14 protein-coding genes are annotated in these 14480 nt (G+C 30.3%); 7 read left to right on the top strand and 7 right to left on the bottom strand.

The features are described 5' to 3' along the window. From HSX10_RS14255 to HSX10_RS14235, 5 genes are read left to right on the top strand one after another with little or no spacing between them, the layout of a single operon-like run. Window positions 1–909, top strand: a complete 909-nt coding sequence (locus HSX10_RS14255) for a hypothetical protein (RefSeq protein WP_173588916.1) — start codon at window positions 1–3, stop codon at window positions 907–909. A gap of 15 nt (window positions 910–924) precedes the next feature. Beyond that, window positions 925–1902 (top strand): GNAT family N-acetyltransferase, encoded by a 978-nt coding sequence (locus HSX10_RS14250; protein ID WP_173588915.1) that lies wholly within the window; start codon window positions 925–927, stop codon window positions 1900–1902. Next, entirely contained in the window at window positions 1899–2999 is a 1101-nt protein-coding gene (locus HSX10_RS14245; RefSeq protein WP_173588914.1) for a DegT/DnrJ/EryC1/StrS family aminotransferase, read from the top strand. The genes HSX10_RS14250 and HSX10_RS14245 overlap by 4 nt, the downstream gene beginning before the upstream one ends. Further along, window positions 3000–4310 carry an O-antigen translocase gene (locus HSX10_RS14240; RefSeq protein WP_173588913.1) on the top strand — a complete coding sequence of 437 codons (1311 nt, stop codon included), beginning with the start codon at window positions 3000–3002 and terminating at the stop codon, window positions 4308–4310. A gap of 10 nt (window positions 4311–4320) precedes the next feature. Further along, the gene (locus HSX10_RS14235) at window positions 4321–5604 is read left to right on the top strand and encodes an O-antigen translocase (RefSeq protein ID WP_173588912.1); all 1284 of its coding nucleotides are present in this window, start codon (window positions 4321–4323) and stop codon (window positions 5602–5604) included. 3 nt (window positions 5605–5607) lie between these two features. Here HSX10_RS14235 and HSX10_RS14230 read toward each other — a convergent pair whose 3' ends face one another. Next, on the bottom strand, window positions 5608–6753 hold the full coding sequence (locus tag HSX10_RS14230; RefSeq protein WP_173588911.1) for a glycosyltransferase: 1146 nt from the start codon (window positions 6751–6753) through the stop codon (window positions 5608–5610). 36 nt (window positions 6754–6789) lie between these two features. On the opposite strand from HSX10_RS14230, the gene HSX10_RS14225 reads away from it, so the two are divergent. Further along, the gene (locus tag HSX10_RS14225; RefSeq protein ID WP_173588910.1) at window positions 6790–7884 is read left to right on the top strand and encodes a glycosyltransferase; all 1095 of its coding nucleotides are present in this window, start codon (window positions 6790–6792) and stop codon (window positions 7882–7884) included. Then, window positions 7877–8287, top strand: coding sequence for a sugar 3,4-ketoisomerase (locus HSX10_RS14220; RefSeq protein WP_173588909.1), 411 nt, complete (start codon window positions 7877–7879; stop codon window positions 8285–8287). Before HSX10_RS14225 ends, HSX10_RS14220 begins: the two co-directional genes overlap by 8 nt. On the opposite strand, the gene HSX10_RS14215 is transcribed toward HSX10_RS14220, so the two are convergent. The 6 genes from HSX10_RS14215 to trpC form a co-directional block, all read right to left on the bottom strand. After that, window positions 8273–9211, bottom strand: a complete 939-nt coding sequence (locus tag HSX10_RS14215; RefSeq protein WP_173588908.1) for a glycosyltransferase family 2 protein — start codon at window positions 9209–9211, stop codon at window positions 8273–8275. The two genes, HSX10_RS14220 and HSX10_RS14215, sit on opposite strands and share 15 nt — an antisense overlap. Continuing rightward, on the bottom strand, window positions 9208–10089 hold the full coding sequence (locus HSX10_RS14210) for a glycosyltransferase family 2 protein (protein WP_173588907.1): 882 nt from the start codon (window positions 10087–10089) through the stop codon (window positions 9208–9210). The genes HSX10_RS14215 and HSX10_RS14210 overlap by 4 nt, the downstream gene beginning before the upstream one ends. Window positions 10090–10150: 61 nt before the next feature. After that, window positions 10151–10834 (bottom strand): cell division ATP-binding protein FtsE, encoded by a 684-nt coding sequence (locus HSX10_RS14205; RefSeq protein ID WP_173588906.1) that lies wholly within the window; start codon window positions 10832–10834, stop codon window positions 10151–10153. A gap of 233 nt (window positions 10835–11067) precedes the next feature. After that, complete coding sequence (gene trpB, locus HSX10_RS14200) at window positions 11068–12249, bottom strand: tryptophan synthase subunit beta (protein WP_173588905.1); 1182 nt, start codon at window positions 12247–12249, stop codon at window positions 11068–11070. 328 nt (window positions 12250–12577) lie between these two features. Continuing rightward, window positions 12578–13222, bottom strand: coding sequence for a phosphoribosylanthranilate isomerase (locus HSX10_RS14195; RefSeq protein ID WP_173588904.1), 645 nt, complete (start codon window positions 13220–13222; stop codon window positions 12578–12580). A gap of 126 nt (window positions 13223–13348) precedes the next feature. Continuing rightward, on the bottom strand, window positions 13349–14134 hold the full coding sequence (gene trpC / locus HSX10_RS14190) for an indole-3-glycerol phosphate synthase TrpC (RefSeq protein WP_173588903.1): 786 nt from the start codon (window positions 14132–14134) through the stop codon (window positions 13349–13351). Window positions 14135–14480: the final 346 nt, after the last annotated feature.

Raw genomic sequence — 14480 nt, 5'->3', positions numbered from 1 at the left:
ATGAAAAAATTTATAAAACAGTTTTTAGCGTTCTTAATTCCTATTTTAATTCTTATTGTAATATTAGAAATAACTTTAAGACATATTCCCAATGATTATAGATTTAAAAATTCTGAAATAGAATTGCAAAAGGATGATGTTAAAACCTTAATCTTAGGAAGTTCACACAGTATGTATGGTATGAATCCTGAATATTTCACGCAAAGAGCTTATAATTTGGGTCATGTTTCAGAAACCATAGATCTCGATTATCTAATGCTTAAAAAGTATATTAAAATATTACCAGAGTTAGAAACTGTAGTGCTAAGGTTATCATATACGACTTTATACGAACAATTAGGTGTGGGAGCAGAAGCATGGCGATTAAAAGACTACAATCTATATTATGATTTAAATGTCTCTAATAAATTAAAATATAAAAGTGAAGTTTTAAGTGTAAAGCTTAAAAATAACTTATCTCAACTTAAAGCATATTATTTAAATGATGAGAAAATGATAACCGTAAAAAAGTCGGGTTGGGCCTTTTTTGAAAATGAACATGCAAACGGAACAATAGATGATTTAGGATTATATGCGGCAAAAAAACATACAATAGCATCTGATGCTTTAGTCAATGAGAATATACTTTTTTTAGATAAGCTAGTTCAATTATGTGACGATAAAGGTGTCAAAGTAGTTATAGTTACCTTACCTGCGTATAAAAGTTATAGGGATAATTTAAATGATTCTCAATTAGAAACGATTATTAACACAGGTAAAAAAATGAATAATAAGTATAAAAACTGTACTTATTATAATTTTATGGATGATGAAGCGTTTACCGCAGAGGATTTTTACGATGCAGATCACCTCAATAAAAAAGGATCTAAGAAATTTTCTTCACTCATTGATCGCTTAATTCAAAATTAGAATTATTTTTGATTGATGTCAGATTATAAAGTCAAAATATATAACTCTTCAGATAAAGAAATCTGGAATAATTTTTCGCTAAAAAGTAACCAAGATACCTTTTTGTTTCAAAGAGATTTTATGGATTACCATAGTGATCGGTTTCAAGATTTTTCTCTAATAATTTATAAAAAAAATAAGCTCGTTGCTTTATTACCAGCAAATAGAGTGGAGCATTCTTTATATTCTCATCAAGGGTTGAGTTATGGTGGCTTTATATGTATAAACACAATTAAAACCACAGAATATATAGAGTTATTTAGGGTTGCCTTAGAGTTTTTACATCAAAATGAAATTACTAATATCACTTTTAAGGAGCTTCCTGTTATATATTTACACAATATAACTAATCATCCTATAGCGTATGTGTTATTTAAAACTAAGGCTGAATTGATTAGAACAGATTTACATTCGGTTGTAGATTTAAAATATAAAAAGTATTCTAATAGTAGGAAAGAAGGCGTTAAAAGAGCGAATAAGTTTGAATTAAAAGTTGAAGAGTCTCTAACATGTGATTTGTTTTGGAATGAAATTTTAATTCCAAATTTAGAACATAAACACGGGGTAAAACCTGTTCATAATTTAGAAGAAATAACACTTTTAAAATCGCGGTTTCCAAATAATATTAGACAGTTTAACGTATACGTTAATGATAAAATAGTTGCGGGAACCACTATTTTTGAAACCAAAAATGTAGCGCATTGTCAATATATTTCGGGTAATGCAGATAAAAATGAATTAGGAAGTTTAGATTTTTTACATCATCATCTTATAGAAAATATATTTAAGGATAAGTTATATTATGATTTTGGAACGTCTAACATTAATCAAGGACAACAAATAAACCAAGGTTTATTATTTTGGAAAGAAGGTTTTGGTGCACGCTCTATTCCACAAGGGTTTTATAATATAATAACAGAGAATTATAAATTGTTAGAGGATATATTAATATGATTAAGTTTTTAGATATACATAAAATCAATAATCGTTTTCGAGATGAATTTAAGACTTCATTCTCTAAATCTCTAGATGATGCCTATTTTGTTCTGGGTAAAAACGTAACTAACTTCGAAAATGAGTTCAGTGCGTATTGTGGCACTAAATTTTGTGTTGGTACAGCTAACGGCTTGGATGCATTAACCTTAATATTAAAAGGCTATATAGAGCTTGGTAAATTAAAGAAAGGAGATAAAGTAATTGTACCTGCAAATACATTTATAGCAACTATTTTGTCCGTTTTACATGCAGAACTAGTTCCTGTTTTAGTAGAGCCTAATGCCGATACTTATAATATATCTATAGCAGAAGACAAATCTATTTACATCGATGCTAAAGCGATTATTATGGTGCATCTTTATGGGCAATTAGCAAATGCAGAAGGCTTGCAACATGTCGCAAAAGATTTTAATTTACTTTTAATAGAAGATGCAGCACAAGCACATGGCGCTATTTCTAGTTTTAATGCTTGTAAAGCCGGAAATCTTTCAGATGCAGCAGCATTTAGCTTTTATCCCAGTAAAAATCTAGGTGCACTTGGAGATGGAGGTGCTGTAACCACTAATGATTCTGAATTAGTAGCGGTCATTAAATTACTGCGTAACTACGGAAGTGAAAAAAAATACACTAACAAAATTATAGGTTACAATAGTCGTTTAGATGATATGCAAGCGGCTTTTCTAAGTATTAAACTAAAGACTTTAGATAAAGATAATCAACGTCGCAGAATAATTGCAAAGAGTTATTTAAAGGGGATTAAAAATTCAAAAATAAAAATACCTTTTTATGATGGTTCCAAAAATCATATATTTTATGCTTTTGTTGTAGAAGTTGATAATAGAACGGATTTTACGGACTACCTTACAGAACATAAAATTGAATGGTTAATTCATTATCCTATTCCTCCTCATAAGCAAGAGGCTTTAGAATTTTTTTCTCATTTTAATCTTATGTTAACGGAGAAGATTCATAAAAGAATAATAAGTTTACCTATCAGTCCTGTGTTGAATGATGACGAAGTTCAGACAGTTATAGACGTTATAAATAACTACTAATTGAAAAAGTTTTTTAATTATATAAACAGCCAAGTTTTAGTAAAAGCAGCCAATTTAAATATGGCTAACATTAGTATTAAAATTATAGCTGGTATTTTAATTTCTAAATTTATAGCTATTTATATCGGGCCTCATGGAATGGCGCTTATAGGAAATTTGCGTAATTTTTTACGTGCCTTACAATCATTGTCTATTTCAGGCCTTTACAAAGGTGTTGTGAAATTTATTAGTCAAGTAAAAAATGATAGTGTTGAGCTCACAAAAATATTATCAACCGTATTTTATTTAGGTTTTTTCTCTTCGGTGTTTTTAGCATTTCTATGTTACTATAATGCAGATTTTATTAATAATATCCTTTTTACTCAAAACTATAATTATGTATATGTGATTGAAACACTAGCAATCATTTTGCCTTTTTATGCATTAAATATGTTTACATTTTCCATTATGAATGGATTTTCTAAATATAAAAATTTACTGCTTATTAATATTCTTGGGCAGGTTGTTGGGATTTTAATAACCTTACTTTTAATACGTCAAGAAAATATTGATGGTGCATTATTAGCAATAGTAATTACACCGGCTCTTAATTTACTAATTACTATCGTTGGTATTGCATTTAGGAGAAATTTAATGGCATCTGTTAAAATCACAAAAATTAGTCTGTCTGTTTTAAATAAATTAAGTCCTTATATTATAATGGCATTGGTTAGTGCTATTGCGCTTCCAATAGTAATGATTATGATTAGAAATTATCTTATTGATAAAATAGGAATCAATTCTGCAGGTAATTGGACAGCTATGACCCGTGTTTCAGATTATTATCTAATGTTTTTTAACTCATTAGTTGCATTATATATTTTACCTCGATTTTCAGAAATTAATTCAAAATTAGAATTCAGAAAAGAAGTTTTTAGCTTTTATAAAACCATGATGCCTGCTTTTTTAGTTTTACTTTTTATTATTTATATCAGTAGGTCAATACTTGTAAATATATTGTTTACGGAAGACTTTAGACAAGTTGAAGATTTGTTTGGCTATCAAATATTAGGTGATATTGCTCGTGTACTTTCTATGGTAATTGCGTATCAGTTTTTGGCTAAAAAGATGTTTGCTCATTTTATAGTTCTAGAAGTATTCTTATTTGTTATCATGTATTTTTCTAGTATTTATCTTATAGATGAATTTGGACTTAAAGGAGCTGTGATGGGACATTGTTTAAGCTATTTTATGTACCTAGGTATAATTTTATTACTATTTAGTAGTTCTTTGTTTGGTGTTATTTCAGAAGAAGATATAGAAGATTATTAAAAATAGAAACGTGAAGCTCCCCAAATTTATTAGCAATAATTTAGTTCTTAAGATTACCTCTCTCAATGCGGTTGTTATTACAATCCGTTTAATTGTTTCTGCCTTTATACAGCGTTTATTGGCTGTTACAGTAGGTGAAGCAGGTATTGCAAGTATCGGTCAGTTAAGAAATGTTATAGCGATGGTTACAAGTACTTCTACTTTAGGTACGTTTAATGGCGTTGTAAAATACATGTCTGAATTTAAAACAGATCAGCCAGAGCTTTCTAAAATATTTTCTACCGTTACTGTTTTTGGAATCATTGGTTCGCTAACGTCTTCGGCAGTATTATTTTTTGGAGCGTCATTTCTATCTGATTACCTCTACGATTCTCAAGATTATATTTTTGTATTTCAACTTTTGTCAGTCGTTATTCCTTTCGTAGCGATTGGTCGTATTGTAAATGCTGTAATTAGTGGACTGTCTGATTATAAACGTTATGCTAAGGTTGAATTAATAAGTTACCTTTTAGCAACTGTTGCGCTAATTATTGGTGTTTATTCTTCAGAGTTAAATGGAGTGCTAATTGCTATAATTATAGCCCCTGTTATTCAACTCATTGTCTTGGCTTTTGTATTTGGAAATACCTTAAAAACGTATGTGAAATTCAAGTCGTTAAAACTTAATTTAATTTATAAAAACAAACTATTAGCATTTACATTAATGTCTTTTATTTCAACCTTTTTGTTGAATTACATCGAGCTTAATATTAGAACTTTAGTGTCCGAAGAAATTAATATTAATGAAGCTGGTTATTGGACAGCTGTTACTTTTATTTCAAAAAATTATATGGTATTTGCCACAGGTCTATTTACACTATACGTTTTACCTAAGTTTGCGAGTATACACAATAAGCACGATTTTAAAATTGAAGTGTTTAATATTTACAAGACCATTTTACCCATTTTTGGGTTAGGAATGATTCTGGTTTATTTCCTTAGAGACTTTATAATTCAAATTATATATCCCGAGTTTACAGGCATGGAGCCTTTATTTAAATGGCAGTTGTTAGGAGATTTTATTAGATTGGGAGCATTAGTATTATCTCATCAATTTTTAGCCAAGCGTTTGGTGAAGAGTTTTGTAATAACTGAAATAATTTCTCTAGGAGTATTTTTTGTGTTATCAAAAATATTTATTCCATATTATGGAACAGAAGGTGTTGTAATGGCACATTTTGTACGTTATATCATTTACTTTATAGTGGTAGCTTTTGTTATTAAAAGTTATTATAGTTCTAATAAAAGTGAATAAGATTTAAGAGTTAGAACTCCATATTTTTAAATATTGTTTGGCGCAAGCTATATGATCATGGTGCTCTTCTACAAATTTTCGTCCTTGTGTAGATATTTCAATTATTTTCTCAGGATTCAGGATTAACCATTCTAACTTTTGTGTAATTTTTTCAGCATCAGGTAAAGCATTTATAGCAATAGTGTCTTCCTTTATATTAAAATAGTCTAACCATTCTTGTTCTGCTCCAGTAAGGACGACTTTTCCTTTAGCCATGGCTTCTAAAGCATTGTAACCTTGGTCATAGGCATAAACCTGGTCTAATAAAATATGTGCTTTGTCAAAACTTTTAATGTAGTCTTTGTACGGTAGGTCTTGTGCAATAATAATTTCTACTTTATCCTCATATTTATGCGCTATAATAGCTAAAGCGGCTTCAAAAAGATCATTTCCTTTTTTGTAATAATTAGCAGTATTAATGCCGTGAAAAATAATTATTTTATCTTCAATAATAGGTGTTTTGTAAGTTAACTCACTTAAGTCAATAGCATGAGGAATCATTCCTAAATGCTTTGGATGTCCTTCTAAAGGAATGTAATAATCCATATCGTTAGAGATGACACCTTCAATTTTTTGATAGACATACCGATTTAGCACTTTAAAGCTTGGACTCATGTATCTAAGACCTAAAGAGTGATCTTTTTCAGGAACTTTACCTTCAAAATAAGGCGTTAAAATAGAATATCTAAAACGCTTATCGTGAGCGTAAGATACACTAGGATAATCTAACCCGCATGATAATAAAAAGAGTTTGGCATTGTTCCATTGTTGTAGCCATTTTAAAATTTTTATATGACTCTTTGCTTCAATATTAAAAGGAGATTCATTTATTAATTGAATGATATCGTAGCTTGAAAGTTCCTTTTTTTTCGATTTTATTTGCTGTAATATTAATTCTGATAAGAGGTTAATTTTAGTGAGTTTAAAAATTAAAATGCGAACTTTATTGAGTATTGGAGAATTAAAATATTCTTTAATTTCTATATCAACATCTACTTTTTTAAAACCATCGGTAGTACTTACTACAATAGCCTCGTGCCCCAAAGATTCTAAACCTTTTTTTATGTTTCTGTGAGCTCTATTATACTCTCCAATGAGTAAGATTTTCATTATTAATAATTACATTTGTTTCAAAGGTATTAATTAATGGCTAATCTCAACACTTTAAAAATTTGTATTGTTTTATCTTCTTTAAGTAATGGTGGTACAGAGCGTTTTGGTGCATCTCTTTCTAATATTCTTACCAGTTTAGGTTATGATATTCATATTGTTATTACGCATGATGCTGTAGAATATGATTTTTCAGGAACTCTTTTTAATTTAGAAAAAGAAGCGAAAAAAAGTGATAGTTCAATAAGTAAATTAATAGCTTTATCGCGGTATTTCAAAAAACAAAAATTTGATATTATTATAGATAACAGACTGAGAACACAATTTCTCAAAGAGTTAATTATGTACAGATCATTTTATAACGGTTCTAAAATTATAGGAATGGTGCATAACTATAAGGTAGAAAATTATTTTCCTGTAAATAAATATATGTCAAAAATCATATATCCAGAGACCACCACATTTATTGGTGTGAGTAAAAAAATAAAGGAAAACGTAAAGGAAACATATGGGTTTAAAAATGTTGATTACATGCATAACCCGATTAGTATTAATGAGATTACAGCCAAATCTAATAGCAATATAAAAACATTAGATTATAAGTATATTCTTTATTTTGGTCGATTTGAAGAAGTTGCCAAAAATCTAACTTTATTGATAGAAAGTTATAAGTTATCAAGTTTAAGAGCTCAGGATATTAAGCTTGTTTTAATGGGGAAAGGTGATGATAAAGCTATTATTCAACATTTAGTTTCTCAATATTCTTTAGAGGATGATGTGATTTTTATGGATTACCAACCCGAGCCTTTTCCTTTTGTGAAAGATGCTTTATTTACTGTTTTAACGAGCAATTATGAAGGTTTTCCTATGAGTATTATAGAGTCTATGGCTTGTGGTACACCTGTTGTTTCTGTAAATTGTCCCTCTGGTCCAAGTGAGGTTATTCAGAATAATATAAACGGAGTTTTAATAGAGAATAATACACCAGAAGCCGTATCTAAAGCTTTTAATTCTTTTTTGAGTGATGAAGATTTATATAATAAGTGTAAAGAAAACACAATCTCTAGTGTTAAGCATTTAGACGTTAGTGTCATTGCTAAAGGATGGCTGAAATTATTAGAAAATGAGTAGAAAAACTGTAGAAGATTGTCAATTATTAAAGATTCCCAAGGTTCATGATGAACGTGGAAGTCTTGGTGTTATAGAGAAAACTATAATTCCATTTTCTATGAAGCGTATTTATTATTTATACGATGTACCTAGCGATAGTTATAGAGGAGGACACGCACATAAAAAACAAGAATCTGTAATAATAGCGCTTAGCGGTAGTTTTGAAGTTGTTTTTGATGATGGTAAAAATAGAAAACGCATTACTTTAAATAAACCAAACCAAGCATTGTATATACCTACAGGAATATGGCGTGAAATTGAAAATTTTTCTTCAGGTTCAGTTTGCTTTGTAATTGCTTCTACAGAATTTGAAGAGCAAGATTATATTAGAGATTACAACGATTTTAAGTTATTTAAAAGCTGAAATGTAAATGTTGTTTTTGATTAATACCGTTTGAATTTTTTTGAGGACTACAAGCATAATTCTCGGTGAATAGAGAAGTAGCTTTTGTTTAAAATTTAAGTTTGAAAGTAAAATCTGGCGCTTCGCAGTTTTATAAATACTAAATTCTTTTAAGACTTTACATCTAATTGCTAAGGCATACCTGTTAATATCTAGATAGTGCTTTAATGCAGCGTTATTCGCTTCTTCTTTGCTATAACTATTAATGAAATTTAGACGGATTAAATTGGTTTCTTTCTTTGTTAAACTATCAGGGATATAATATTTATAAGCCATTGTTATAGTCGGATTAAAAGCCACTTCATATTTTAAAGCAAACTTTATCCATAAATCTAAATCTTCAGAAGTATCTAAATTAATATTGAATCCTCCAACTGCATCAAATTTATCTTTAGAAAATGCTACAGCTGATGTCCATGCAATTGAGTTAATAATATTTCCTCTAAAAAAGTCTTTAACAATTAGGCTGTCCGTACCATAATTAAAGTTGAAATTAGCATCTCGTTTGGTGTTTTTATCGAGATAAATTTCGTAATTATTACAATACAATCCCGCATTTGGAAATTGAGTTATTTGCTGTTTTAATGTATTTAGATGATTTTTATACCAAAAATCGTCCGCGTCTATTAAAGCGATAAATTGTCCTTTAGCAATAGATATTCCATTATTTCTAGCTACAGAAACCCCTTTGTTTTCTTGTTGAATTAATATAATTCTTGAATCCTTAAATTGTTTAACGATGTCAATACTTAGGTCTGTAGAACCATCATCAACAATGATAATTTCAAAATCTAAGAAGTCTTGGTTAATGACACTTTGAAGTGTTTCTTCTATAAATTTAGACTTATTATATAAAGGGATTATAACAGAAAAAAATGGTGTCATTTTTTATGAGAGATTAATGTGCAATAATAGCCCAATTTATAAAAATCGAATAATAATAGCGAAGGATGTGATGAGTTGAAATTTTTGATTAAAATGGGTTTAATTATATTATAAATAAGGATAACTAAAGAACTTAAACCGAGTGTCTTTATTTTAGTATGTGCAGCTACTATTTTTATGTCACGAATTAAATCCTTGTTTTTATTTGATAATAACACTAAATTTTTAAGTCCATCTTCGGTTTTTACAAGATATGTATTAGCATCTTCTTTTGCATCATGGATTACCGGATTATTGATGAAATTTAGATGATACCCATTAATTTTTAAATTATTGAAAAATATAAAATCTTCAAACCCATATCTTTTTATACTTTCATCAAAAGGATGAGATTTTAAAATCGATTTTTTAATTAAAAAGTTAGCCGAAGTAAATGTTGGATTGTGGTTTTTATCATCAAAAGAACAAGCTTCTCTCTTTTTGGTATAGAGCCACCTTAATTTATAAGGCTTCTTTGTTGCTGATGCTTTTTGAGTCATACCACCAACAGTTATGTTGTGTTCTAAGGTATTTAGATAGTTTGAAATGAATTTTTCTGACTTAGGAAAAGTACCCGCGTCAATAAACAATAAGTTTTCGTAGGTTGCTTCTGTTGCTAATAAATTACGAATAGCACTTCGTCCTATATTTTGCTTATTAAAGATTAATTTAATATTTGATAACTGCTTAACGTGATCAATATCAAATGGAATTTGAGTAGAAAAATCGTCTATAATTATAATTTCAAATACAATTTCACAAGATGTTGCCTGTTGATGAATTTCTTCAACCAATGGTTGTACATCGTAATTGTAAACGGGTATAAGTATAGATAACATGTGAGTCTCTCTTTATTGCAACAATAACAGTTTAGACTTTTAAGCCTTAATATAGTTGTACTTAATTTTTACGTTGTACTACTTCAAAAACCTTGTTTTCATCACATTTTAAGGTTTTACTTGGGTATTTTAAAAGCAAAGCATAATCGTGGGTTGCCATTAAAATAGTGTTTCCATTTTTATTAATTTCTTGTAGCACCTCCATTACCTCAATGCTGGTTTGCGGATCTAAGTTTCCGGTAGGCTCATCAGCTAAAATTAGCTCAGGATCATTTAATAAAGCACGAGCAATAGCAATACGTTGTTGTTCTCCACCAGAAAGCTCATGTGGGTATTTAAAGCCTTTTGTTTTCATAGCAACCTTGTCTAATACGGTTGCTACACGGTCTTTAATTTTGTCTTTTTCTTTCCAACCGGTAGCTTTTAAAACAAATTCTAAATTTCCGTTAATCGTACGGTCTGGTAATAATTTAAAATCTTGAAAAACAACACCTAATCGTCTTCTTAAAAACGGAATGTCTTTCTCTTTCATGGTTCTTAAGTCAAAATCAACAACAGATCCTTCGCCTTCTGTTAATTCTAAATCCCCATAAAGTGTTTTCATAAAACTACTTTTTCCGCTTCCGGTTTTACCAATAAGGTAAACGAAATCTCCTTTTTTCATTTCAAAGTTTACCTTAGACAGCACCATACTGTCACCTTGATAAATAGTAGCATCTCTAAGTTCTAAAACCGTTTCGGACATATTGTAGATATAAATAAATTGGTCACTGTAAATGTATTGCTTAAAATTTCAAATGCAAAACTTAAATTCTTAATTCCTTAATTTGCGTTAAGGATTGAAGCGGCATCCTTTTTGTTTTTTTATTTAGTGCGATAGAAATGAAAAAAAACAAAAAGATATAGTGGAAAGCCTGACATTTTACCATTCTTCAAGTTTTAGCTTGTAGGATGGTAAAATGGAACGCCCAAAATATTTTAAAGCTTAAAATAATCAATATAATTCTGTAAATCTTTATCACCACGACCAGACAAGCTAATTACTACAACATCGTTAGGTTTAAAAGTTTTATGTTTAAAAATAGCTAGGGCATGAGAGCTTTCAATAGCCGGAATAATACCTTCCAATTGGGTTAATTCTAAGCCAGAATTCATGGCTTCATCATCTGTAGCTGAATAAAATTCACCACGACCTGTTTTATATAAATGCGAATGTAAAGGACCAACACCTGGGTAATCTAATCCTGCGGAAATAGAGTAGGGCTCAGTAATTTGTCCGTCATTGGTTTGCATTAACAAGGTTTTACAACCGTGAATAATCCCTTCTTTTCCTAATACAGAAGTTGCAGCGCTTTCACCAGAATGAATTCCTTTTCCTGCAGCTTCTACAGCAATGATACCGACATCTTCATTATCTAAAAAGTGATGATACGTTCCTGCAGCATTACTTCCGCCACCGATACATGCCACAACGTAATCAGGGTTTTCTTTACCTTCTTTTTCTTTTAATTGCCACTTTATTTCTTCGGAAATTATAGACTGAAATTGAGTTACCATATCTGGATAAGGGTGCGGGCCAATAGCTGAACCAATAATGTAATGGGTGTCAACAGGGTTGTTAATCCAATCTCTAATAGCTTCATTGGTGGCATCTTTTAGTGTACGACTTCCAGACAAAGCAGGTACCACTTTAGCGCCTAACATTTTCATACGCGCAACATTTGGTGCTTGGCGTGCAATGTCAATTTCTCCCATATAAACTACACACTCAATACCTGTTAAAGCACAAACGGTTGCCGTTGCAACGCCATGTTGGCCAGCTCCTGTTTCGGCAATAATTCTGTTTTTTCCCAAACGTTTTGCCATAAGGATCTGTCCAATCGTATTATTGATTTTGTGTGCTCCTGTATGGTTGAGGTCTTCTCGTTTCAAATAAACCTTAGTATTATATTTTTCGGAAAGTCGTTTTGCAAAATAGAGGGGGGAAGGACGACCAACATAATCTTTTAAAAGTTGATTAAACTCTTCTTGGAAAGAAGGTTCAGCCATGATTTTTAAATAATTTTGACGTAATTCTTCTACGTTTGGATAAAGCATTTCAGGGATGTATGCGCCGCCGAATTCTCCATAGTATCCTTTTTCGTTGATTTTGTAACTCATGATTGTTTTATTATCGTCATTGCTAATCACGTTTTTACGTGATATGGCAATCTGTTTCTTTTTTCTTTTTGTTCATTTGCCTTGATGCAAACGAACCAAAAATCACAATCAAAATTAGGAAATCGCTAAAAGCGACATTCACTTTTAGAACTTCGTGCTTGAGGCTGCGCCTAGCATCTGCGTTCTTTCGCTCATTATTTCTGAATTTTGATGTTTCCGACACTGTCGAAATTTGGGACATTAATTTTTGCTGAATTTTGTTTTCTTCCCAATTTATATTTTAATTTTTTCTCACTTCTCACTTCTCACTTCTCACTTCTCATTAAAACTATACTATTAATTTATCTTTAAATAATTTCAAATCTTCAATGTTCTTCAATCCTGGTTCTATTTCAAACTTACTGTTAACATCGATGGCGTAACAAAGCTTAGATTCCTGGCTTTGCAGAAATGACAAAATGTTTTCAACTTCATTTAATCCAATACCACCGCTTAAAAAATAAGGTTTGGTTGAAGGGTAGTTTTTTAGAACATCCCAGTTGAAGGTGTAGCCGTTTCCGCCTGGTAATTTACCTTTAGTATCGAATAAAAAATAATCACAGACTGTTTCATAAGGTGCTAAATCTTTAAAGTTGAATTCGTCTTTAATACTGAAAACTTTGATGATTTCAATGTCACTTAGACCATGTTCAGTCTGACAATTTTCTTTCAATTTAGAACAATATTCAGGGGATTCTTCACCATGTAATTGTACGGCTTGTAAATCGAATTCTTTTACTTTTTCAATAACAACATCTAATGATTCATTGACAAAAACACCTGTCTTTTTTATAGATTTTGATAATTTTGGGATAAAACTATCAAAGTTACGTTTTGATTTTTCGTAAAATATAAAGCCTAGATAATCGGGTTGCAAATTAGCAACAGCTTCTAGGTTGTCTTTATATTTCATTCCGCAAATTTTTAGTTTCATATATTCTAGCAAAAGCGGGAATTTCACCACACTTTATATTTTTGTTATTCTTACCAAAGCAGTAATCTATTTATTTCTTCTTGATATCATTTTTCGTACTTCTAAAATCACTCGAAGTGACGATTATTACTTATTTAATGTTTCAATAAATGTTGTAGCACTTTTTCCTGGGTCATCTGTTTTCATAAAATTCTCTCCAATTAAAAAACCTTTATAACCAAAAGGTTGTAATTCTTTAATGGCTTCTATAGAGCTAATTCCAGATTCAGAAACCTTTACAAAATCATTAGGGATTAATTGACTTAATTGTTTTGAAGTATCTAAACAGACTTCAAAAGTTTTAAGATTTCTATTGTTTACGCCAAGCATATCTAACGATGGCATTATAGATTTGTGTAATTCTTCTTCGTTATGAACTTCTAATAAAACATCAAGGTTTAAGTGTTTTGCAAATTCTGAAAACTGTTTAATTTCAGCTCTTGTTAAGATTGCTGCAATTAGCAAAATGACATCGGCACCGTAAGCTTTAGCTTCAAGAATTTGGTATTCATCAATAATAAATTCTTTTCTTAAAAGCGGTAAATTAGAACTTGCTCTTGCTAATAATAAATCGTCTAAAGAGCCGCCAAAATATTTTGCATCTGTTAAAACAGACATTCCACAAACACCAGCATTTTCATAACCAGATGCTACATCTTGTACATTTAAGTTTTGATTAATAACAGATTTTGAAGGTGAACGCCTTTTATGTTCTGCTATAATTCCTGATGTGCTGTTTCTTAAATTAGCAGCTAAAGAAAACGTTGCTCGTGAAAACAATATAGACTGTTCTAATTGTTTAATAGGAATCAATGATTTACGTAAATTAACTTCTTTACGTTTGTCGAATACAATTTTATCTAGAATGTTCATGTTCTTTTCCTCTATGAGGTTAACTTTTTATTTTTTATTCTGTTCATTTTGTCTTGATACAAAACGAACCAAAAAATCACAATCAAAATTAGGAAATAGCTAAAGCATCACTCACTTTCAGAACTTCGTGCTTGAGGCTTCGCCTCGCATCTACGTTCTTTCGTTCATTATTTCTGAATTTTGATGTTTTCCGACTGCGTCGAAATTTGGGACATTAATTTTAACTTAATTTTGTTTTCTTCCCAAGTTATATTTTAAATTTTGCTTACTGCTTACTGCTTACTGCTTACTGCTTACTGCTTACTGCTTACTGCTTACTGCTTACTGCTTACTGCTTACTGCTTAC

The sequence above is a fragment of the Winogradskyella undariae genome, assembly GCF_013285155.1.
In the GTDB taxonomy this organism is placed as follows: Bacteria; Bacteroidota; Bacteroidia; order Flavobacteriales; family Flavobacteriaceae; genus Winogradskyella; species Winogradskyella undariae.
Note: the sequence above shows the minus strand (reverse complement) of the source record. Positions and strands in the feature narration are given on the sequence as shown.

Coding starts and splice junctions, on each gene's coding strand:
- HSX10_RS14255 (WP_173588916.1), top strand. CDS start 1: ATGAAAAAATTTATAAAACAGTTTTTAGCGTTCTTAATTCCTATTTTA.
- HSX10_RS14250 (WP_173588915.1), top strand. CDS start 925: ATGTCAGATTATAAAGTCAAAATATATAACTCTTCAGATAAAGAAATC.
- HSX10_RS14245 (WP_173588914.1), top strand. CDS start 1,899: ATGATTAAGTTTTTAGATATACATAAAATCAATAATCGTTTTCGAGAT.
- HSX10_RS14230 (WP_173588911.1), bottom strand. CDS start 6,753: ATGAAAATCTTACTCATTGGAGAGTATAATAGAGCTCACAGAAACATA.
- HSX10_RS14225 (WP_173588910.1), top strand. CDS start 6,790: ATGGCTAATCTCAACACTTTAAAAATTTGTATTGTTTTATCTTCTTTA.
- HSX10_RS14220 (WP_173588909.1), top strand. CDS start 7,877: ATGAGTAGAAAAACTGTAGAAGATTGTCAATTATTAAAGATTCCCAAG.
- HSX10_RS14215 (WP_173588908.1), bottom strand. CDS start 9,211: ATGACACCATTTTTTTCTGTTATAATCCCTTTATATAATAAGTCTAAA.
- HSX10_RS14210 (WP_173588907.1), bottom strand. CDS start 10,089: ATGTTATCTATACTTATACCCGTTTACAATTACGATGTACAACCATTG.
- HSX10_RS14205 (WP_173588906.1), bottom strand. CDS start 10,834: ATGTCCGAAACGGTTTTAGAACTTAGAGATGCTACTATTTATCAAGGT.
- trpB (WP_173588905.1), bottom strand. CDS start 12,249: ATGAGTTACAAAATCAACGAAAAAGGATACTATGGAGAATTCGGCGGC.
- HSX10_RS14195 (WP_173588904.1), bottom strand. CDS start 13,222: ATGAAACTAAAAATTTGCGGAATGAAATATAAAGACAACCTAGAAGCT.
- trpC (WP_173588903.1), bottom strand. CDS start 14,134: ATGAACATTCTAGATAAAATTGTATTCGACAAACGTAAAGAAGTTAAT.